The 21,341-nt window shown below is 56.4% G+C and carries 22 protein-coding genes; 15 read left to right on the top strand and 7 right to left on the bottom strand.

Annotated elements, in window-relative coordinates; genetic code table 11:
* Window positions 1-71: 71 nt before the first annotated feature.
* The 13 genes from leuS (at window position 72) to lipA (ending at window position 13,556) form a co-directional block, all read left to right on the top strand.
* The gene (gene leuS, locus FJW00_RS14535) at window positions 72-2,654 is read left to right on the top strand and encodes a leucine--tRNA ligase (protein ID WP_046101411.1); all 2,583 of its coding nucleotides are present in this window, start codon (window positions 72-74) and stop codon (window positions 2,652-2,654) included.
* A 14-nt stretch (window positions 2,655-2,668) separates the two neighbouring features.
* A complete protein-coding gene (gene lptE / locus FJW00_RS14540) occupies window positions 2,669-3,268 on the top strand; it encodes an LPS assembly lipoprotein LptE (protein WP_009091493.1) in 600 nt (199 codons plus the stop codon).
* Window positions 3,265-4,296, top strand: a complete 1,032-nt coding sequence (gene holA / locus FJW00_RS14545) for a DNA polymerase III subunit delta (protein ID WP_009091495.1) — start codon at window positions 3,265-3,267, stop codon at window positions 4,294-4,296. Before lptE ends, holA begins: the two co-directional genes overlap by 4 nt.
* Window positions 4,289-4,933 carry a nicotinate-nucleotide adenylyltransferase gene (nadD, locus tag FJW00_RS14550; RefSeq protein WP_140924584.1) on the top strand — a complete coding sequence of 215 codons (645 nt, stop codon included), beginning with the start codon at window positions 4,289-4,291 and terminating at the stop codon, window positions 4,931-4,933. Before holA ends, nadD begins: the two co-directional genes overlap by 8 nt.
* 92 nt (window positions 4,934-5,025) lie before the next feature.
* A complete protein-coding gene (gene rsfS / locus FJW00_RS14555; protein ID WP_009091499.1) occupies window positions 5,026-5,343 on the top strand; it encodes a ribosome silencing factor in 318 nt (105 codons plus the stop codon).
* Window positions 5,344-5,346: 3 nt separating this feature from the next.
* A complete protein-coding gene (gene rlmH, locus FJW00_RS14560) occupies window positions 5,347-5,817 on the top strand; it encodes a 23S rRNA (pseudouridine(1915)-N(3))-methyltransferase RlmH (protein WP_009091501.1) in 471 nt (156 codons plus the stop codon).
* Window positions 5,818-5,851: 34 nt separating this feature from the next.
* Entirely contained in the window at window positions 5,852-7,756 is a 1,905-nt protein-coding gene (mrdA, locus tag FJW00_RS14565; protein WP_009091503.1) for a peptidoglycan DD-transpeptidase MrdA, read from the top strand.
* An 8-nt stretch (window positions 7,757-7,764) separates the two neighbouring features.
* Entirely contained in the window at window positions 7,765-8,877 is a 1,113-nt protein-coding gene (mrdB, locus tag FJW00_RS14570; protein ID WP_033736585.1) for a peptidoglycan glycosyltransferase MrdB, read from the top strand.
* Window positions 8,878-8,887: 10 nt separating this feature from the next.
* Window positions 8,888-9,976 carry an endolytic peptidoglycan transglycosylase RlpA gene (gene rlpA, locus FJW00_RS14575; RefSeq protein ID WP_046101408.1) on the top strand — a complete coding sequence of 363 codons (1,089 nt, stop codon included), beginning with the start codon at window positions 8,888-8,890 and terminating at the stop codon, window positions 9,974-9,976.
* Window positions 9,977-10,108: 132 nt separating this feature from the next.
* Window positions 10,109-11,320, top strand: a complete 1,212-nt coding sequence (dacA, locus tag FJW00_RS14580; RefSeq protein ID WP_009091510.1) for a D-alanyl-D-alanine carboxypeptidase DacA — start codon at window positions 10,109-10,111, stop codon at window positions 11,318-11,320.
* A gap of 100 nt (window positions 11,321-11,420) precedes the next feature.
* Window positions 11,421-11,684, top strand: coding sequence for a DUF493 family protein YbeD (gene ybeD, locus FJW00_RS14585; RefSeq protein ID WP_009091513.1), 264 nt, complete (start codon window positions 11,421-11,423; stop codon window positions 11,682-11,684).
* A gap of 77 nt (window positions 11,685-11,761) precedes the next feature.
* Window positions 11,762-12,421 (top strand): lipoyl(octanoyl) transferase LipB, encoded by a 660-nt coding sequence (lipB, locus tag FJW00_RS14590; protein ID WP_046101407.1) that lies wholly within the window; start codon window positions 11,762-11,764, stop codon window positions 12,419-12,421.
* Between the two features lie 169 nt (window positions 12,422-12,590).
* Window positions 12,591-13,556: a lipoyl synthase gene (lipA, locus tag FJW00_RS14595; protein WP_009091517.1), complete on the top strand. Its 966-nt coding sequence runs from the start codon at window positions 12,591-12,593 to the stop codon at window positions 13,554-13,556.
* 107 nt (window positions 13,557-13,663) lie between these two features.
* Here lipA and tatE read toward each other — a convergent pair whose 3' ends face one another.
* The 5 genes from tatE to FJW00_RS22805 form a co-directional block, all read right to left on the bottom strand.
* A complete protein-coding gene (gene tatE, locus FJW00_RS14600) occupies window positions 13,664-13,867 on the bottom strand; it encodes a twin-arginine translocase subunit TatE (protein WP_009091518.1) in 204 nt (67 codons plus the stop codon).
* 136 nt (window positions 13,868-14,003) lie between these two features.
* Window positions 14,004-14,798: a deaminated glutathione amidase gene (locus FJW00_RS14605; RefSeq protein WP_140924645.1), complete on the bottom strand. Its 795-nt coding sequence runs from the start codon at window positions 14,796-14,798 to the stop codon at window positions 14,004-14,006.
* 307 nt (window positions 14,799-15,105) lie between these two features.
* The gene (locus tag FJW00_RS14610; RefSeq protein ID WP_009091522.1) at window positions 15,106-15,534 is read right to left on the bottom strand and encodes a GNAT family N-acetyltransferase; all 429 of its coding nucleotides are present in this window, start codon (window positions 15,532-15,534) and stop codon (window positions 15,106-15,108) included.
* A gap of 228 nt (window positions 15,535-15,762) precedes the next feature.
* Complete coding sequence (gene cspE, locus FJW00_RS14615; RefSeq protein ID WP_006118399.1) at window positions 15,763-15,972, bottom strand: transcription antiterminator/RNA stability regulator CspE; 210 nt, start codon at window positions 15,970-15,972, stop codon at window positions 15,763-15,765.
* A gap of 958 nt (window positions 15,973-16,930) precedes the next feature.
* Complete coding sequence (locus tag FJW00_RS22805; protein WP_019105993.1) at window positions 16,931-17,014, bottom strand: small membrane protein YohP; 84 nt, start codon at window positions 17,012-17,014, stop codon at window positions 16,931-16,933.
* Window positions 17,015-17,275: 261 nt separating this feature from the next.
* Here FJW00_RS22805 and FJW00_RS14625 point away from each other — a divergent pair, with 261 nt between their 5' ends.
* Window positions 17,276-17,521: a hypothetical protein gene (locus tag FJW00_RS14625; protein WP_009091526.1), complete on the top strand. Its 246-nt coding sequence runs from the start codon at window positions 17,276-17,278 to the stop codon at window positions 17,519-17,521.
* Between the two features lie 118 nt (window positions 17,522-17,639).
* Here the strand turns inward: FJW00_RS14625 and gntT are convergent, their stop codons facing one another.
* A complete protein-coding gene (gene gntT, locus FJW00_RS14630; protein WP_009091528.1) occupies window positions 17,640-18,956 on the bottom strand; it encodes a gluconate transporter in 1,317 nt (438 codons plus the stop codon).
* Between the two features lie 290 nt (window positions 18,957-19,246).
* On the opposite strand from gntT, the gene FJW00_RS14635 reads away from it, so the two are divergent.
* Window positions 19,247-20,395, top strand: coding sequence for an iron-containing alcohol dehydrogenase (locus tag FJW00_RS14635; RefSeq protein ID WP_140924586.1), 1,149 nt, complete (start codon window positions 19,247-19,249; stop codon window positions 20,393-20,395).
* 54 nt (window positions 20,396-20,449) lie between these two features.
* On the opposite strand, the gene FJW00_RS14640 is transcribed toward FJW00_RS14635, so the two are convergent.
* Complete coding sequence (locus tag FJW00_RS14640; RefSeq protein WP_140924588.1) at window positions 20,450-21,286, bottom strand: Cof-type HAD-IIB family hydrolase; 837 nt, start codon at window positions 21,284-21,286, stop codon at window positions 20,450-20,452.
* Window positions 21,287-21,341 lie beyond the last annotated feature (55 nt).

Below are 21,341 nucleotides of genomic sequence, written 5' to 3' on the forward strand. Positions count from 1 at the left end.
GCGGCCTTATGGGTATGCTATGCGGATCTTAAAGCCAGAAAAATGTTATTCACAAAGGACCACAGGCAGCCATGCAAGAGCAATACCGCCCGGAAGAGATTGAATCCCGTGTGCAGCAACACTGGGATGAAAACGAAACGTTTAAAGTGACTGAGCAGGAAGGTAAAGAGAAATATTACTGCCTTTCAATGTTGCCCTATCCTTCTGGGCGCCTGCACATGGGCCACGTTCGTAACTACACCATCGGCGACGTAATCGCGCGTTATCAGCGTATGCTCGGCAAAAACGTACTCCAGCCGATTGGCTGGGATGCTTTCGGCCTGCCTGCAGAAGGCGCGGCGGTGAAGAACAACACCGCGCCGGCCCCGTGGACCTACGACAACATCGCCTACATGAAGAACCAGCTTAAACTGCTGGGCTTTGGCTATGACTGGAGCCGTGAACTGGCGACCTGCCAGCCTGAGTATTACCGCTGGGAACAGTGGTTCTTCACCAAACTCTATGAAAAAGGCCTGGTCTATAAAAAAACCTCGGCGGTGAACTGGTGCCCGAACGATCAGACCGTACTGGCTAACGAGCAGGTGATCGACGGCTGCTGCTGGCGCTGCGACACTAAAGTTGAGCGCAAAGAGATCCCGCAGTGGTTCATTAAAATCACCGATTATGCGGAAGAGCTGCTGAACGACCTGGATACGCTGGACGAGTGGCCTGAGCAGGTCAAAACCATGCAGCGTAACTGGATTGGTCGCTCAGAAGGCGTTGAAATCACCTTCGACGTGGCTGACAGCGAAGAGAAAGTCACTGTCTACACCACCCGCCCGGATACTTTTATCGGCGCCACCTATGTGGCCGTGGCCGCAGGCCATCCGCTGGCGACTCAGGCGTCGGTGAACAATCCGGCGCTGGCCGACTTTATCGCTGAATGCCGCAACACCAAAGTGGCTGAAGCCGATATGGCGACCATGGAGAAGAAAGGCATGGCGACCGGCCTCTCGGTTGTCCACCCGCTGACCGGCGAACACCTGCCTGTCTGGGTCGCTAACTTCGTCCTGATGGAATATGGCACGGGTGCCGTGATGGCGGTTCCGGCGCACGACCAGCGCGACTGGGAGTTTGCCACTAAATATGACCTGCCCATTAAGCCGGTTGTCCTTAACCTGGATGGCAGCATTCCTGACGTCAGCGCGGCGGCGATGACCGACAAAGGCGCCCTGTTCAACTCTGGCGAATTTAACAGTCTGGATCATGCGGCCGGTTTTAACGCCATCGCAGATACCCTGGCGGCCAAAGGCGTGGGCGTGCGTAAAGTGAACTACCGTCTGCGCGACTGGGGCGTTTCCCGTCAGCGCTACTGGGGTGCGCCTATCCCGATGGTCACGCTGGAAGATGGCACCGTAATGCCTGCACCAGAAGATCAGCTGCCGGTGATCCTGCCGGAAGATGTGGTGATGGATGGCATTACCAGCCCGATCAAAGCGGATCCGGAGTGGGCAAAAACTACGGTAAATGGCCAGCCTGCGCTGCGCGAAACCGATACCTTTGACACCTTCATGGAGTCCTCCTGGTACTACGCACGTTACACCTGTGCCGACTACAAAGAGGGTATGCTGGACCCGGCTGCAGCGAACTACTGGCTGCCGGTCGATCAGTATGTCGGCGGTATCGAGCACGCCATCATGCACCTGATGTATTTCCGCTTCTTCCACAAGCTGCTGCGTGATGCGGGCCTGGTGAACTCCAGCGAGCCGGCTAAACGCCTGCTGTGCCAGGGTATGGTGCTGGCTGATGCCTTCTACTACCTCGGCGACAACGGCGAACGCAACTGGGTTTCACCGGTTGACGTTGAGGTTGAGCGTGACGAGAAAGGCCGCATCGTGAAGGCCGTGGATAAGCAGGGTCGCGAGGTGATCTACGCGGGCATGAGCAAAATGTCGAAGTCGAAAAACAACGGCATCGACCCACAGCTGATGGTTGAGCGTTACGGCGCGGATACCGTGCGTCTGTTTATGATGTTTGCCTCACCGGCGGATATGACGCTGGAGTGGCAGGAGTCTGGCGTTGAAGGCGCAAACCGCTTCCTGAAGCGTGTCTGGAAACTGGTCTACGAGCACACCCAGCTGGGTGCGACCGTGGCACTGGACGTGGAGAGCCTGAACGATGAGCAGAAATCGCTGCGTCGCGACCTGCACAAAACCATCGCCAAAGTAGCCGATGATATTGGCCGTCGTCAGACCTTCAACACCGCTATCGCGGCGATTATGGAGCTGATGAATAAACTGGCCCGCGCGCCGCAGGAAAGCGAGCAGGATCGCGCCCTGATGCAGGAAGCGCTGCTGGCGGTCGTTCGTCTGCTCTATCCGTTTACCCCGCACGCCAGCTACGTTCTGTGGCAGACGCTGGGTGGCGAAGGCTCCATTGATGAAGCGACCTGGCCGGTTGCGGATGAAGCCGCTATGGTTGAAGATTCACTGCTGGTTGTGGTGCAGGTCAACGGCAAAGTGCGTGGCAAGATCACCGTCGCCGCCGATGCAACACAGGAACAGGTTCAGGCACGCGCTGCCCAGGAGCATCTGGTGGCGAAATACCTGGACGGTGTGACTATCCGTAAAGTCATTTATGTACCGGGCAAACTGCTTAACCTGGTCGTAGGTTAAGTTCAGGAGGAACTGTGCGACATCCGATTATCAGGCTGTTTGTCATGCTGGCGGTGGTCATTACCGCCGGCTGTGGTTTTCATCCGCGTGGCACCACACAGGTGCCCAGCGAACTGAAAACCCTGATTGTTTCAACCGGCGATCCTTATGGACCCCTTGCGCGTACTGTGCGTCAGCAGCTGCGTATCAACGATGTCACTATTGTTGAAGACACTAAACAGAACCGCACCGATATTCCGACGCTGCGTCTGGGTCCTGAGGTGTCGGGGCGTAACACCGCCTCGGTCTTTATCAGCGGCACCTCTGCGGAGTATCAGCTGGTCATGACGCTAACAGCGCAGGTCCTGCTGCCGGGCAAAGGCATCTACCCAATCAGCACCACGGTCTATCGTTCATTCTTCGATAACCCGAACGCGGCGCTGGCAAAAGATGCCGAGCAGGATCTGATTACACAGGAGATGCGTCAGCGTGCGGCCGAACAGCTGATACGTAAGCTGCTGACCGTGCATGCCGCACAGATCAACAACAAAGAGACCTTACCGGCGTCCGTGATTCCGGTGCCGGGCCAGGTTTCAAAGGAAGCGCCCACTTCCTCTGCCACCAGTCTGCAATGATCAGGATTTATCCTGAGCAACTCAGCGCGCAGCTCCGTGAGGGGCTGCGCGCCTGTTATTTATTAACCGGAAACGAACCGCTGCTGTTGCAGGAGAGTGCCGACGCCATTCGCGCCGCCGCAACCGCGCAGGGATTCCAAGAACATTTCAGTTTTACGCTGGATGCGCAGACCGACTGGGAAAGCCTGTTTGTCAGCTGCCAGTCACTGAGTCTGTTTGCCCAGCGTCAGACCCTCACGCTGCAATTCCCCGACAATGGCCCTAACGCCGCAATGGCTGAGCAGCTGGTTAAGCTGTCACAGCTGCTGCACGCCGATATCCTGCTGGTCTGCCGGATGGCAAAACTGACCCGCGCGCAGGAAAACAGCGCCTGGTTTAAAGCGCTGTCCGCCTCTGCGGTCATGGTGCCCTGCCAGACGCCAGAGCAGGCGCAACTGCCCCGCTGGGTGGTAAATCGGGCCAGAGCGCTGAAGCTGTCTGTGGATGACGCCGCCGTGCAGCTGCTCTGTTACTGCTACGAAGGCAATCTGCTGGCGCTTGCTCAGGCGCTGGAGCGGCTCTCACTGCAGTGGCCTGACGGCAAACTGACACTGCCGCGGGTGGAAGAGGCAGTCAGCGATGCAGCGCACTTCACCCCTTTCCACTGGGTGGATGCGTTACTGGCAGGCAAAAGCCGCCGCGCCCTGCATATCCTCCATCAGCTGGAGAAAGAGGAGAGCGAGGTGGTGATTCTGCTGCGTACGCTGCAGCGCGATATGCTGACGCTGCTGCATCTGCAACGTCATCAGGCACAGCAGCCGTTGCGCACGCTGATGGATCAGCAGCGGATCTGGCAGAATCGCCGCGCGCTGTTTACCGAGGCGCTGCAGCGACTCGACGCTGCCCGTCTGCAGCGCGCGATCCATCTGCTGAGTCAGATTGAGGTGACGCTGAAGCAGGATTATGGACAGCCGGTGTGGCCTCAGTTACAGACCCTGACGCTGCTGCTCAGCAGCCGGGCTTTTCCGACGAGTTTTGCGCATGTCTGAGTTGCAGGCGCTGTTTGGCGGCACGTTCGATCCGATTCATTTCGGCCATCTGCGGCCTGTCGAAGCGCTGGCGCAGCAGACCGGTCTGCAGCGCGTGACGCTGCTGCCCAATAATGTCCCTCCCCATCGTCCACAGCCGGAAGCCAGTGCGGCCCAGCGGGTCGACATGCTGCGCTGTGCTATCGCCGGTTTGCCGCTGTTTGATATTGATACCCGTGAGCTGGCGCGCGATACGCCCTCCTGGACCGTGACAACCCTGGAGGCCTGGCGCGCCGAACGCGGTGTCGCCCAGCCGCTGGGATTTATCATTGGTCAGGACTCCTTACTGAGCTTAGCCAGCTGGCATCGCTGGCAGGATCTGCTGTCACTCTGTCATCTGCTGGTGTGCCAGCGGCCGGGCTATGCCACGCGCTTTGAGGCGCCAGAGATGCAGCAGTGGCTCAATGAACACCTCGCCGGCGATATCCGGCAGCTGCACCAGCAGCCTGCGGGCCATATCTGGCTGGCAGACACGCCGCTGTATAACATTTCGGCAACCGAAATCCGCCGCCGCCGCCATCAGAACCTGCCCTGCGACGACCTGTTGCCCCCGGCGGTGATCGACTATATCGACCGCGAAGGCTTATATCGCGACTGATCCGGGCATGCTATACTGCGCCGCTTAATTTTCTGGCTGCACTTTCCGGGCTCGCAGCCGGCCCGATACCATCAGATTCAGAGGGGAACCTTTTGCAAGGTAAAGCACTCCAAGAGTTCGTTATTGATAAGATTGATGATCTCAAAGGTCAGGACATCGTGACCATCGACGTTCAGGGCAAATCCAGCATCACCGATTTCATGATCATCTGCACCGGCACCTCTACGCGTCATGTGACCTCGATCGCAGAGCACGTTGAGCAGGAATCCCGTTTAGCTGGCCTGATGCCTTTAGGCATTGAAGGTAAAAGCGCGGCGGACTGGATCGTGGTTGATCTCGGTGATGTCATCGTGCACGTGATGCAGGAAGAGAGTCGCCAGCTGTATGAGCTGGAAAAACTCTGGGGCTAATCGGTGAAACTGCAACTTGTTGCCGTCGGCACGAAAATGCCCGACTGGGTGCAGACCGGTTTCATGGAGTATCTGCGCCGCTTCCCGAAAGATATGCCACTTGAGCTGACCGAAGTCACCGCGGGGAAACGCGGCAAAAATGCTGATATCAAACGCATTCTTGAAAAAGAGGGTGAAGCGATGTTAGCGGCGGTCGGCAAAGGAAATCGCATCGTCACGCTGGATATTCCCGGTCATCCGTGGGAAACCCCGCAGCTGGCGCAGCAGCTTGAACGCTGGAAACTGGATGGCCGCGATGTCAGCCTGCTGATTGGCGGGCCTGAAGGCCTGGCCCCCGCCTGCAAAGCGGCGGCAGAGCAGAGCTGGTCCCTGTCAGCATTGACGTTGCCCCATCCGCTGGTGCGCGTGCTGGTTGCGGAAAGTCTGTATCGAGCCTGGAGCATCACGGCAAATCATCCTTATCATCGTGAATGACCGATCAGCCCACACCAGACATGACAAGTAGCGGATGAAATTACAAAGCAACGCCTTTCGCGATTACAGCGCCGAACAGAAACTCTTTGTCCGTCGGGCGTTTTTCGCCTTCGTCGGTATTTTGCTGCTCTCTTCAATCCTGGTGGTGAACCTTTACCATCTGCAGATCCTTCGCTTTGATGATTACAGTACCCGCTCCAACCAGAACCGCATAAAACTGGTGCCTGTCGCGCCCAGCCGCGGCATTATCTACGATCGTACCGGCACGCCGCTGGCGCTGAACCGCACCATCTATCAGGCTGAACTGGTGCCGGAAAAAGTCGATAACCTGCAACAGACGCTGGAGAATCTGCGCCCGATCCTGGAGCTGACGGATGAAGATCTGGAAAACTTCCAGAAAGAGCGTAAACGCTCGCGTCGTTTTACCTCCATTCCGGTGAAAACCGCGCTGAATGAGGTGCAGGTCGCTCGCTTTGCGGTCAATCAGTACCGCTTCCCCGGCGTGGAAGTGAAAGGCTATCAGCGCCGCTACTACCCATACGGTTCCACGCTGACGCATGTGGTCGGCTACGTATCCAAAATCAACGATCGTGATGTGGCCCGCCTCGATAAAGAGGGGATCTGGCCAAATTACGCCGCGACCCACGATATCGGCAAGCTGGGCATCGAAGCCTATTATGAAGATCTCCTGCATGGCAAAACCGGCTTTGAGGAGGTTGAGGTCAATAACCGTGGCCGGGTCATTCGCCAGCTGCATGAGGAGTCGCCTCAGGCGGGCCGCGATATCTATCTGACGATCGATCTCAAGCTGCAGCAATATATTGAAACCCTGCTGGCGGGCAGTCGCGCAGCGGTGGTCGTCAGCGATCCGCGCACCGGCGAAATCCTCGCCATGGTTTCCACCCCCAGCTACGACGCCAACTTATTTGTCGACGGGATTTCCAGTAAGGATTACCGCGGCCTGCTGGAAGATGAAAACCGCCCGCTCTATAACCGCGCGATCCAGGCTGCCTACCCTCCCGCCTCAACGGTCAAACCCTATGTCGCCGTCTCCGCCATGAGTGCCGGGGTGATTAACCGCAACACCAGTGTTTTCGATCCTGGCTGGTGGCAGCTTCCCGGTTCCGAAAAGCGTTTCCGCGACTGGAAGAAATGGGGCCATGGTCGTCTCAACGTCACCAAAGCGCTGGAAGAGTCTGCTGATACCTTCTTCTATCAGGTCGCCTATGACATGGGTATTGACCGCCTCTCTGAATGGATGAACAAGTTTGGCTACGGCAGCCGGACCGGTATCGACCTGCCGCAGGAGAGCGCCGGCAATATGCCGACCCGAGACTGGAAGATGAGACGCTTCAAAAAGCCGTGGTATCAGGGTGACACCATTCCGGTGGGAATCGGCCAGGGCTACTGGACGGCCACGCCGCTGCAGATGAACAAAGCGATGATGATTCTGATTAACGATGGCATCATTCGTGTGCCGCATATCCTGCGCGCCACCCGTGAAGGCCGGACGCTGGTGCCCTATCGCCAGCCGCCTGCCGCGCCGATTGGCGATATCCATTCCGGCTACTGGGAAATCGCCAAAGATGGCATGTATGGCGTGGCAAACCGCCCTAACGGCACCGCGCACAAGAGCTTTGCGGATGCGCCCTATAAAATCGCCGCCAAGTCCGGTACGGCACAGGTCTTTGGCCTGAAAGAAAATGAAACCTATAACGCCCACAGAATTGCTGAACGATTACGCGACCATAAGTTAATGACCGCGTTTGCTCCCTATGACAAACCTCGGGTTGCCGTGACCATTATTCTGGAAAACGGTGGCGCCGGTCCGGCTGTCGGCACCGTCATGCGCCAGATTCTGGATCACATCATGTTAGGTGATAATAATACAGTCCTGCCGGACGCCGCCCCGGTGCCGCCCGGTTATGAAGGTGAATAAACATGTCGATGCAAGATAGTCCGCAGAAACGATCAATCTGGATGCGCATCCACATCGATCCGCTGTTTATGCTGATCATCCTCGGCCTGCTGACCTACAGCGCCGTGGTGATCTGGAGTGCCAGTGGTCAGGACCCGGGCATGATGGAGCGTAAACTGGGTCAGATCGCGATGGGTCTGGTGATCATGATTGTGCTGGCGCAGGTGCCACCACGTGTCTATGAAGGCTGGGCACCTTACCTCTATATTGTCTGCGTGATCCTGCTGGTGGCGGTAGATGCCTTCGGTCAGATCAGTAAAGGCGCACAGCGCTGGCTCGATCTCGGCTTTGTCCGTTTTCAGCCCTCGGAGATTGCCAAGATCGCGGTGCCGCTGATGGTCGCGCGCTTTATTAACCGTGACGTCTGCCCGCCGACGCTAAAAAATACCGGTATTGCGCTGGTGCTGATCTTCGTGCCTACCCTGCTGGTGGCCGCGCAGCCCGACCTCGGTACCTCCATCCTGATTGCCGCCTCGGGTTTGTTTGTGCTGTTCCTGTCAGGGATGAGCTGGAAACTGATTGGCGTGGCGGTGCTGCTGGTGGCCGCCTTTATCCCGATCCTGTGGTTTTTCCTGATGCACGACTATCAGCGCGATCGCGTCATGATGCTGCTCGACCCGGAAACGGATCCGCTGGGTGCCGGCTATCACATCATTCAGTCGAAAATCGCCATTGGCTCGGGGGGACTGCGCGGCAAAGGCTGGCTGCAGGGCACCCAGTCTCAGCTGGAGTTTTTGCCGGAACGTCACACCGACTTTATCTTTGCGGTTCTGGCCGAAGAGTTAGGCCTGGTGGGCGTGCTGCTGCTGCTGACCCTTTATCTGCTGCTGATCATGCGTGGACTGGTGGTGGCCGCGCGGGCGCAGACCACCTTTGGCCGGGTCATGGCGGGCGGTTTAATGCTGATTTTATTCGTTTATGTTTTCGTTAACATTGGCATGGTTAGTGGTATCTTACCGGTGGTTGGCGTACCGCTGCCGCTGGTCAGTTATGGCGGCTCCGCGCTAATCGTGCTTATGGCGGGATTTGGCATCGTGATGTCGATCCACACTCACCGAAAAATGTTATCTAAAAGTGTCTAAGAGGCTGCAGATGCGTAAGGAATGGCTTGGCGTTGCACTGGCATCACTGGTTCTGGCGGCCTGTACCACGCCGGAACCCCAAAATACGGCGCCGCCGCAACCGGCATACAATGGACCAGTGGTAGAGATTCCGGGCGTTGAGCCACGTTATGAGCCGGTTAATCCGGGCACCAGCCAGGATTACAGCGTCAACGGCAAAAATTATCGCATCGTTAAAGATCCCTCCAACTTCAGTGAAGTCGGTCTGGCCACCTGGTACGGTGAAGAAGCGCAGGGCAACCGCACCGCCATCGGTGAAACCTACGATCCCGATGCGCTGACAGCGGCCCACCCTACCCTGCCGCTGCCGAGCTATGTGCGCGTCACCAATATTGCCAACGGTCGTCAGATTGTGGTGCGGGTGAACGATCGCGGTCCTTATACGCCGGGTCGTATTATCGATCTCTCCCGCGCCGCCGGTGACCGCCTGAATATCTCGAACAATTCGCGGGTGCGGGTCGACTTTATCAAGGTCGCGCCTGACGGCTCACTCTCCGGTCCTGGCACCATCGGCACCGTCGTAGCGAAACAGAGTTACGCCCTGCCCGCCCGTCCGGACCTGAGTGGTGGCGCAGTCATGAATGGCGGCAGCGCAGCGGCTGCTCAGCCGCCTGCGCAGAATGTGGACGCTATCAGTAACAGCACGCTGCAGAGCAGTGACAGCATGGGTGCACCGGTGCAGAGCAGCGGCTTTCTTGGCGCGCCTCAGCCTTTAGCGAGCGGCGTGCTGGAAGGCAGTGAACCGCCCGCTGCCGCCGTTGCCGCACCGGCTGCGGTCGCTGCTCCCGCCGCCGCCAGCGCCGCGCCTGCGGCCAGCCGGGGAACCGCAGCGGGCTATGTCGTGCAGGTCGGCGCGCTGAACGATCCGGCGCGTGCACAGCAGATGATGAAAAGCCTGAGCCAGCGTTATGGTGTGCCCGGGAAAGTCGAAGACGCAGGCAACAATGTTTATCGCGTGCAGCTTGGCGGGTACGCTACCCGCGCCGAAGCCGCCGCGCTGCAACAGCGCCTGAGCAGTGAAGGCCAGACCGCTTCATTTATTACTAATACGCGTCGCTGATCCGTTTGTCAGACCGCTGCACGTTACGTCTGCTAACAACCCAATCATTTCACCCAATGCCAGCGCCCCTGGCATTGGGTATGATAAGTGACTTTTTTAAACCTCAAACTCACGGATGTTGTAGTCCTACACATGAACACGCTGAAATCCTCTCGTTTGCTGAAACGCCTGACAGTGGGATCACTGATCGCTTTCTCCCTCAGCCATGCTGCTATCGCTGATGACGTCAATCTCAAGACCATGATTCCGGGCGTTCCGGACATTGATGCCGAAGCGTATGTCCTTATCGACTACAACTCGGGCAAAGTGCTGGCGGAGAAAAATGCCGATGCACGCCGCGATCCTGCCAGTCTGACTAAGATGATGACCAGCTACGTCATCGGTCAGGCCGTGAAAGCCGGTAAAATTCATCAGGACGATATGGTCACCATCGGTCAGGATGCCTGGGCCACCGGTAACCCGGTGTTTAAAGGCTCCTCGCTGATGTTCCTGAAGCCAGGCGACCGCGTACCGGTTTCTCAGCTGACCCGTGGGATTGTGCTGCAGTCCGGTAACGACGCCTGTGTAGCGATGGCTGACTATGTTGCCGGCAGCCAGGACGCGTTCGTTAATCTGATGAACAACTACGTCAAAGCACTTGGCCTGCAGAATACCCACTTCGGCACGGTGCATGGTCTGGACGCTGAAGGTCAGTACAGCTCCGCGCGCGACATGGCGCTGATCGGTCAGGCGCTGATCCGCGATGTGCCGGAAGAGTACGCCATCTATAAAGAGAAAGAGTTCACCTTCAACAATATCCGTCAGATGAACCGTAACGGTCTGCTGTGGGATACCAACCTGAATGTGGATGGGATCAAAACCGGTCACACCAATTCGGCAGGTTTTAACCTGGTGGCATCAGCGACAGAAGGCCAGATGCGCCTGATTTCTGCCGTGATGGGCGGGCACACCTTTAAAGGCCGTGAAACGGAGAGCAAGAAACTGCTGACCTGGGGCTTCCGTTTCTTTGAAACCGTCGCGCCGCTGAAAGCAGGTAAAGAGTTCGCCTCTGAGCCGGTCTGGTTCGGCGATAATGACCGCGTGCAGCTGGGTGTGGAAAAAGATGCCTACCTGACCATTCCACGTGGCCGTATGAAAGATCTGAAGGCAAGCTATGTGCTGAACAACACAGAACTGCATGCCCCGCTGAAGAAAAACCAGGTCGTCGGCAGCATCAACTTCCAGCTGGATGGCAAAACCATCGAACAGCGTCCGCTGGTGGTACTGAATGAAATTTCCGAAGGCGGTTTCTTTGGCCGTATCGTTGATTACATCAAGCTGATGTTCCATCACTGGTTCGGTTAAGCGTGACGGGTGATTGAAAAATCACCCTTCCGCCCCCATTACACGATATTATGATGCTCCCGCTCAGGCGGGAGCCTGTTTTTTATGCACCGGAGTCAATATGAAAACCAAACTGAATGAGCTGCTCGAATTTCCTACCCCGTTTACCTACAAAGTAATGGGTCTGGCGCAACCGGAGCTGGTTGATCAAGTGGTTGAAGTGGTGCAACGTCATGCGCCCGGCGACTACAGTCCTGAAGTTAAGCCGAGCAGCAAAGGCAACTATCACTCGGTTAACATCACCATCAACGCAACCCACATCGAACAGGTCGAGCGCCTGTACGAAGAGCTGGGCAAGATCGAAATTGTCCGGATGGTGCTGTAATTTACGGGTCGGCAAGGCGCCTGTGCCTGACGGTTTGCCGACATTATCCAGCGATTCTTCTTTAGCGGATTCTCGTTTTGTCAGTTGAAACCCTTCTCGTCCGTCAGTCCGGTCTGCGCGACTGGCAATCTGTCTCCGATGCCATGCACCACTACACCGACCAGCGCGATGAACAGAGTCGCGACGAAATCTGGCTGGTCGAACATCCGCCGGTCTTTACCCAGGGCCAGGCAGGAAAAGCGGAACATCTGCTGATGCCGGGAGAGATTCCGGTGGTGCAGAGCGACCGCGGTGGCCAGGTGACCTATCACGGTCCGGGACAGCAGGTGATGTATGTCCTGATCGATGTCAAACGCCGTAAGCTTGGCGTCCGCCAGCTGGTTACGATTCTGGAAGAGACGGTGATTGCCACCCTGGCGGAATCTGGCGTCAGCGCCCGCGCGCGTGCCGATGCCCCTGGCGTCTACGTGGGTGAAGAAAAGATCTGCTCACTGGGATTACGCATCCGCAAAGGCTGCTCGTTTCACGGTCTGGCGCTGAATGTAGCGATGGATCTCTCCCCCTTTCTGCGGATTAACCCCTGCGGCTACGCCGGCATGAGCATGACCCAGTTAAGTCATTTCCGGCCGGGCGTTACGACAGAACAGGTTCGTTCACCGCTGGTCAGCGCGTTTGCGCGGCTGGCCGGTTACGACCATGTTGAGTGGACCACGGATGATCTGCCGGTTCAGCCTTAGCGCTGAATGCGAATTTACAAATATGTAACTTTTCCGCGCTGACGGTGGCTGCTTCCCGGGCCCTGAGATGATATAATTTTTGCACTTTTTTCAAATAAAGTTGAAAGCACCCTTCCCGGTTTGAATGGGAACGCTTTCAAATCGCAATCCGACCGGAACCTGCTGATTTATGAGTAAACCAATTCAGATGGAACGCGGCGTCAAATATCGTGACGCAGACAAAATGGCGCTGATCCCGGTGAAAACCGTGGCTGTTGAACGGCAGGAGATGTTGCGTAAGCCGGAATGGATGAAAATCAAGCTGCCAGCTGACTCCAGTCGTATTCAGGGCATCAAAGCGGCGATGCGTAAAAACGGGCTGCACTCGGTCTGTGAAGAGGCCTCCTGCCCTAACCTCGCCGAATGCTTTAACCACGGCACCGCCACCTTTATGATCCTGGGCGCAATCTGTACCCGCCGCTGTCCGTTCTGCGATGTGGCCCATGGGCGTCCCAACGCGCCTGATGCCGGTGAGCCCGCAAAGCTGGCGCAGACCATCGCCGACATGGGACTGCGTTACGTCGTGATCACCTCGGTTGACCGTGACGATTTGCGTGACGGTGGCGCTCAGCATTTTGCCGACTGCATCAGCGCGATTCGCGAAAAAAATCCGACGATCAAAATTGAGACGCTGGTGCCGGACTTCCGCGGCCGTATGGATCGCGCGCTGGAGATCCTCACCGCGACGCCACCGGATGTGTTCAACCACAACCTGGAAAACGTACCGCGCGTCTATCGTCAGGTTCGTCCCGGCGCTAACTACGAGTGGTCGCTGAAGCTGCTGGAGCGTTTCAAAGAAGCGCACCCGGATGTCCCGACCAAATCAGGTCTGATGGTGGGTCTGGGCGAAACGAATGCCGAAATCATTGAAGTGATGCGCGATCTGCGTCGCCACGGCGTCACCATGCTGACGCTGGGTCAGTATCTGCAGCCGAGCCGTCACCATCTGCCGGTTCAGCGTTACGTCAGCCCGGCCGAATTTGATGAGATGAAAGAAGAAGCGATGGCGATGGGCTTCACGCATGCGGCATGTGGTCCGTTTGTCCGCTCTTCCTATCATGCCGATATGCAGGCGAAAGGGATGGAAGTGAAGTAATTCCCGTTTTGCTGCTGCATAAAAACAAAAAACCAGACTGCTGACAGTCTGGTTTTTTTATGTGTGCCTGAAATAAAAAGTAACAGTTATTTGCTGCAAATAACCGATTAATCTTTATGAACGACGCGTTCTGCAGGCACGTCTTCAGCCGTATTTCGGGTTGCACTGGTATCTTCATCTTTCATGGCTTTCTTGAAGCCCTTGATTGCGGAGCCCAGATCGCCACCCAGCGAGCGCAACTTGTTGGTACCAAAAAGCAGTACGATAAGCGCACCGATAATCAGCAGCTTGGCAATACTGATACCTTCCATATTTAACCTTTCAACTTTATCGAATAACGGTGACTGTTATTTACGCGCAGATTGCCTGTCACCACAAGCAGAATCTGTAACAGAGTAAGATCTGACACTCCTGCCGCAAGCGTATCCGCCTCAGGCTCTGTTTGTTTCACTCTCCGTCGAGTTCAGGCCGGGCAAAACGCCGGTTCTCCAGCACCGGCAGTACCTGACGGGCATAGGCAAGACGTTCAGGATCGAGGTCGGCAAACAGCAGTGCGGGCGCTTCCGCCGCGTTTGCTACTGCGACCCCAAACGGGTCCACCACCAGACTGTTGCCGATATTGCGCGGACCACATTCGCCCGCCGCCACCATATAGCAGGTGTTCTCCAGCGCTCGGGCGCGGGTCAGCAGTTCCCAGTGCATCTCTTTCAGCGGGCCTTTCACCCAGGCGGCAGGCAGCACCAGGACGTCGGCACCGTCCAGCGCCAGCCGCCGTGCCATCTCCGGAAACCGCACGTCATAGCAGGTCATTAAGCCCACCTTCATACCGGCCACCTCAATCAGCGGAGGAATGACCTGGCCGGGATTGACCCGCTGCGACTCCTGCATCGTGAAAGCATCATAGAGATGCAGTTTTTCATAGACGGCGATGATCTCACCCTGTCGGAAGGCAACCAGCACGTTAAGCGCTTTCTGCGCGCCGTCGGGAACATGCAGACAGAGGATCGTCGTCAGGGCACGCTCTTTGCTGGCTGCCAGCAGCTGGCTCAGGAAAGGGCCATCCAGCGGCTGCGCCGCTTTCAGCACGATATCGGGATCGGTAATGTCCCGCGCCAGCACGCCTTCCGGCAGGACCAGCAGATCGGCTCCCCCTTCCGCCGCCCGCTGCATCAGATCCAGACAGACAGCGGCGTTTTCCTGCCATTCACGACCGACGGCAAACTGCCCTATTGCCACTCTCATCATTGTTCTTCTCCTGCTGTCGCCGTCAACAGCCTTCCGGTAACCCTGTCAGAGGGATTCGCTCAGGCTGCCCCTGTTCACAGCCCTCATTGAGCAACGCCGCGGCATTCTGCTCTCCGGTCGGGCTGAGGGAGCATCGTAACCTGAACACACCGGGAAAGTCTGCCGGAGAGAGCCTGTCAGCTCAGACGGGCGCCTGAAGGATGTGCGCAGGGCAACCGTTTCTGCTGCCTGTCTGGCGCGGAGAAAGCAGAAAGCACTGACCACCGGCCGCTCTCCTGCGGGAGGCTCACCCGCCGGATGAAAATTAACTCGCCAGGGATTTAATATGATAACGGGGTGATTCGGCAAAGCCTTCACGGCCGTAGAAGAGATTCGCTTTCAGGCGCGACTGGTGGCAATGCACCTCCATGCGATCGCAGCCACGACGCGCGGCCAGCGCCTCAGCATGCTGAAGCAGCTGCTGCCCCATCCCTTTGCTGCGCTCGCCTTCGGCAATGCAGAAGTAGCTGATGCGGGCAAAGTCACCGGCCAGCGCCAGCTGTGGAATGAAATGCAGGGAAAGAAACCCCAGCACCTGGTTATCCTGTTCCGCCACTAAGAGTGCTTCACTGGGATCGCTGCATAACTGCGCCAGGCGCTGCTCAATAAAACCTTCGGTGCCGCCGTAGCCTAATTCGCTGAGCAACGCACTCAGCGCAAAACTGTCTTTTAACTCTGCCTGCCGTATATTCATCCTGCCTCCTCACCCACCGGGATCTGTCACTCTGTTATAACGCGTTGCCCGCAAAAAAGCGGCACTTCAGCTTGTTATAAATATGTTACGAGGATTTATTGTGAAGCGTCGCGCAGTTTGTGCGGCAGACAAGCCAGCAGCGCAGGATAGACAGGAGAAGGTGACGCGCAGATGACAGGCATAAAAAAACCCGCCATCAGGCGGGTTTTTAGAATTCTGACTGTTAACTTACAGGCTGATAACGTTAGCAGCAGATGGGCCTTTAGCACCGTCGGTGATTTCAAACTCAACGCGCTGACCTTCAGCCAGAGTTTTGAAGCCGTTGCTCTGGATTGCAGAGAAGTGTACGAATACATCTTTGCTGCCATCTTCAGGAGTAATGAAACCGAATCCTTTAGATTCATTAAACCACTTAACGTTACCTTTGATCTTAGACATCTATATTACCTTTACATGAAAAATGGACACTAAACTGTGTCGGCATCTAGTACAGCAATTGCGGAGGGATTTGTCCAGCACGATTTGATGAAAAAGTGATAAATATCGACTTTCTGTGCATCCATCACACTTTCCTGCTTTCCGACTTGCGAAATCGGTTTCAGCAGCTAGCGAACGCCTTTCCTCTTCTTCGCGCTAACACGCTGGAAAGTCATGCCTTTTTTGAATTTCAACTTAACAGGCGCTGTGGCTGAAAAAGAAAAATCTTATTGAGACCCGTTCCTGTTCTCTCTGACGATATGGCGCGTAAAAACGCCCTTTTTTTTCTCTGCCGGGTCAGCCAGGCGTCTGACGCTGGTGCAATTTTCAGGGGGCTGAAAGCCATGACACGATAAAAAATCACTTAATGCAAAAAAATTGCGATTAGTTAACCGCCAGTTTGCCTTTCTTTCCGACAAAATTGAGCCTGCCGTGCCGTTTATCCGCGCCAGGACAGGCCATCTGCGGGCGTTTTAGCCAATAGATGACAATCTTTGATCATGATCAATGAAGTGGTTTTTACAGGCCGGATTCGCATTTGGCAGCAAACATTCATGCTCATAAGACACTACTTTTCTCATCGCAGTCCGGAATAATATTGCATAGCAATAGATTAAGTCTGCTTAACCGGTCAGGGAACGCGATCAGCACAGTGTCAGTCCAAAGGAGGTCATACGCAGGATGGTGATGAAAATACGCTGTAGTCAGTGTGGAAGCGCCCGGTTCGTTTTTGCTGATTACAAAGAGGGCCAGCGCACCTTTCATGGTGCCTGTTGCGCATGCTGTCGAAAACAGCTGGGCTCGCGGGATCTACTGCCGAATACGCCAATGGACCCGATTACACAGTGTCTGTTGGCCAGCCAGAAAACGTTTCGGGCACCTGATTAGGTGCCCGCTGTCGCAGAATCTTTAACAGAAATCAGAAAATCAGTTTGAACACCCCTGTCAGGGTCAGTAAGCCCACGATAAAAATGATCGCGATAATCCACAGAATAATTTTCATTTCCTTTTCCCTCGCTGGTTAAACAGGTTTCCTGTAAGCAGTATAGTCAGAAAACCAGGCTCTGCCGCTTCACTAAGTCGTTAACCGGTTACAGGTTCATCAACTTTTGCTTTTATTTGCATTCTGAGAGTGCGATCGCAACCCCATCTTTTACCCGCCCTCTTTCTTCGTTTTACAGACGACTCCTGGCTAAAATTCAGGCGGCAAGGCAGATCTCAATCTCAATAGTGAGGAGATTGACATGAGTTGTGAGGAGATCGTATGAGCACGATTAATACCAGTATGGGCCGCTACAGCCTCAAGGCTAAAAACAGCGGTAACCACATCAAAGGTTCTTTCGCCATCAACGATGAGGGCGGCACTCAGCTCACGATGCAGGAGTTTGAAGAGCACTACCTTGATGATGTGGTGAATAATGTCATCTATCCCGTCACTGGCGGCAACCGCGAAATTGCGCGTGCGCTTCGGGAACAGATGGTGAAAGCCGGTTTTGAAGCGCCTCATTAAGCGGGCAGCGTTAACTGTTATCACCCATGGGCCGCATAGCGCGGCCCTCTTTATGAGCGCCATCCTCTTTCAGAGAGCCAGCAGAGGGCCGCTGGCAGGCGGTGCCAGCGGCAGGGGATCAGATTACCCAGGAGAGCAGCAGACAGCCCACCAGGCCGCACACGGAGATAATGGTTTCCAGCGCCGACCAGGAGCGAATGGTCTCACCTATCGTCAGGTTGAAATACTCCTTGAACAGCCAGAAGCCAGGGTCATTAACGTGAGAGAAGATGACGCTGCCGGACCCTACGGCGATCACCATCAGTTCCGGGCTGGCACCACTGGTGACAATCAGCGGGGCCACAATGCCACCAGCGGTAATCGCCGCCACCGTTGCCGAACCCAGCGCGATACGCAGCACCGCCGCAATAGACCAGGCCATAAAGATGGGTGACAGCTGAGTCGAGTGCATCATGCTGGCGATATATTTATCCACCCCGCTGTCGACCAGAACCTGCTTAAAGGCCCCGCCGCCACCGATGATCAGCAACATCATAGCGATGATTTTGATCGAGTCGGTCAGGGTATCCATCACCTGTTCCATTGAGCGGCCGCGGTTAAGGCCAAACGTGAAGATGGCAATCAGTACGGCAATCAGGGTGGCCATGACCGGGTCGCCAAAGAACTCGGCATACGGCAGCAGCACATGCCCTTTTGGCAACAGCATCTCTGCCACCGCACGCAGGGCCATCAGCACCACCGGCACCAGGGCCGTCCAGACGCTGACCCCAAAGCTGGGCATTTCTGCTTCGGTGAACGTTTTCGGGTTATAGAGTCCCTGCGGAATCGGTTTGTCGATGCCCTTCAGGAAGCGGGCGTAAACCGGGCCCGCCAGAATCACCGTAGGAATACCCAGCAGGGTGCCAAACAGCAGCGTTTTGCCCATGTCGGCATTGAACAGCGTGGCGATGGCGGTCGGGCCGGGATGCGGTGGCAGAAAGCCATGCGTAACGGACAGTGCAGCCGCCATCGGCACGCCGACATAGAGCAGCGGCACGCGCGCCGACGCCGCCACGCTGAACACCAGCGGCAGCATCAGTACAAAGCCAACTTCATAGAACAGTGCAAATCCGACGATAAAACCGGTCAGCACCAGCGCCCACTGAATGTGCTTTGTGCCAAATTTTTCGATCAGCGTGGTCGCGATACGCTGCGCACCGCCGCAGTCGGCCAGCAGCTTACCCAGCATGGCACCAAAGCCCATGATCAGCGCCAGGCTGCCGAGCGTGCCGCCGACCCCCGCTTTGATAGACGTAATTACTTTATTGACCGGCATGCCCTGCATCACGCCGACAGCCAGCGCCACCAGGATCAGCGCGATAAATCCATTAAGCTTAAAGCGAATCATCAGCAGCAGCAGTAACGCGACGCCGATCGCCACATAGAGTAATGGCATAGGTTTTCTCCACCTTGCGCACTGAATGGAATCCAGTGTCGGTTGTTATCATGGTCCCCTGAGGGCTGTAAAACAGTGCGCCTGTAAGAATTTTATACATCCGGACAAACGCTGTTACCGATAACATGTTAAGGGTAACATCCGCAGTAAAGCACCACCCCGCCGGGGTGAATTTCTGTTTTGCGAAGATGATCAACTTTTTACCGGGACGTTATCAGAAAGTTTGCCAGTGCCGGCTGCGCGCTTTTCGTTACACTCAGATTTTAGTGAAATGTAAAAAGGATGCGCTGGTGAGTGTGAATCTGAGTGAGCTGTACAGTAATCAACGAACCCTCTTTGGCCGCGGCAGCCTCGATAAACTGGTGCCGCTGCTGGCCGCCCGGTCACAACCTACGCTGCTGTTTTGCGGGCAATCCTTTCTGCAGGGCGCGGCGTATGAACGGATTAAAGCTGACCTGAACGCGCAGATTATCGGCTATGAAATTGTCAGCCATGAAGCCTCTCCTGCTGAGATAGATGGCTGGGTGGCACGCTGGCGGGGTCATGTGGATCGGGTGGTGGCCATCGGCGGGGGCAGCGTGCTGGATGCGGCTAAAGCGTTCAGCGCGATGATGCAACATCCGTTGCCGACGGCCCGCTATCTGGAAAAGGTGGGCGACAGCACGGTTCAGCCAGTCACGTTACCGCTGATTGCCATTCCGACGACGGCCGGGACCGGCAGTGAAGTGACGCAGAATGCGGTGGTGACCGACCAGCGCGATATTCAGATCAAAGCCTCATTGCGCCACCCGGTTTTTGTCCCGGAAGTGGCTATTCTCGATCCCGATCTGCTGAAGGGGGCACCTGATCACGTGCTGGCGACCTGCGGGATCGATGCCTTTACCCACCTGTTTGAAGCCTACCTCTCCGCGAAAGGTAATCTTTTCACTCAACAGCTGGCCGTGACCGGCCTGCGTCAGTTTATCCAGGCCTGGCCGGCGCTGAACAGTGAAGAGAGTGCGGGCGATGCGGCAAGAGAGTCGATGATGATGGCATCGTGGCTGGGGGGAGTTGCGCTGAGCAGCGCCGGTCTGGGGGTCATCCACGGTATTGCAGGCGAACTGGGCGCGATAAAACCGTTTCACCACGGCGAAGTGTGCGGGCGGCTGTTGTTCCCCTTCCTGGAGCTGCTGGCCGACAGCGATCATCCGCTGCAGCAGACACTGATGTCAGCGTTACATGGGCAGCTTTTCAGTGAAGCCACCGACTCACCCGCGCAGTTCCTCAAAACGTGGCTGCAGCAGCAGGCGATTCTGCCGTTCTGGCAGGGGGGGCCCACGCTGACGGGCGAAGAGGTGAAGTGGATTCTGGCGCGCGCCAACAGCAAAAATTCGCTGGTGAATTACAGCCGCGAACAGATGGAGACGATGATCGCCCAGGCCTGGCGCATCACGGCGTGAAGAGAGGCGGGCCAGATGACCCGCCTCTGCCCTTCCGAAAACCGCGTCTGCCCGTTACGCGGGCAGATTTGCGAATGGCCCCTCACCGGCCAGCATCTGCTCAATCACCTGCAGCACGCCCTCTTCGTTATTAGCAGGGGCAGCATAGCGTGCTGCCTGCTTCACCCGCTGTGGCGCGTTGGCCATGGCAAAACTGAAACCAGACTGCTTAAGCATCTCCAGATCGTTGCCGCCATCACCAAACGCCAGCACCTGGTCGTGTGTGATGCCCCAGCGCGTGGCGAGCAGATCCAGTCCATGCGCTTTATGATTGCCCGGCACAATCAGGTCAACGGAGCCGTGTCCGCTTGAGGTTGCGGCCACACGACCATGATGCAGCCGCTCGATATCCGCCATCAGCGGCTCGATAGCGTCGTCAGAGAGATTCAGTGCGAACTTGAACAACCGATCATGCTGCACCTCATCCAGATGCTGAATCGGCTTCAGGCGATGACAGTAGTGACGCATCTTTTTCAGCCAGCTCTCTTCCATGTCGTCGAAGTAGTACGCACTTTCGCGTCCACACAGCAGATAACGCAGGCCGGGATAGTTGCCGTTTTGCAGGGTGTTGATGACCGCTTCGACATCGCGGCGGTCAAAGGCGCCGCAGAACAGCTCCTCATCACGGTCGATAATCCATGCGCCGTTTTCCGCCACAAAGGCGATATCGCTGGCGACCTCCGGAAAAAAGGATTTGAGCTGGTAGTACTGATTACCGCTGGCCACGACAAATTTGATGTCGCGGGCGGTGAGTTGCTGGTAGCAGGCGAGAAACCGGGATCGATTGTACTGCTTGTTGTCGTCCAGAAAAGTGCCATCCATATCAACCGCAACCATCTTAACCGTCGTCATCATGACTCCTTACACAGGGAGAATGTCAGTGTGGAGTCTCAGGATAGACGCTGGC

It is taken from the genome of Pantoea anthophila, from assembly GCF_006494375.1.
Lineage (GTDB): Bacteria > Pseudomonadota > Gammaproteobacteria > Enterobacterales > Enterobacteriaceae > Pantoea > Pantoea anthophila.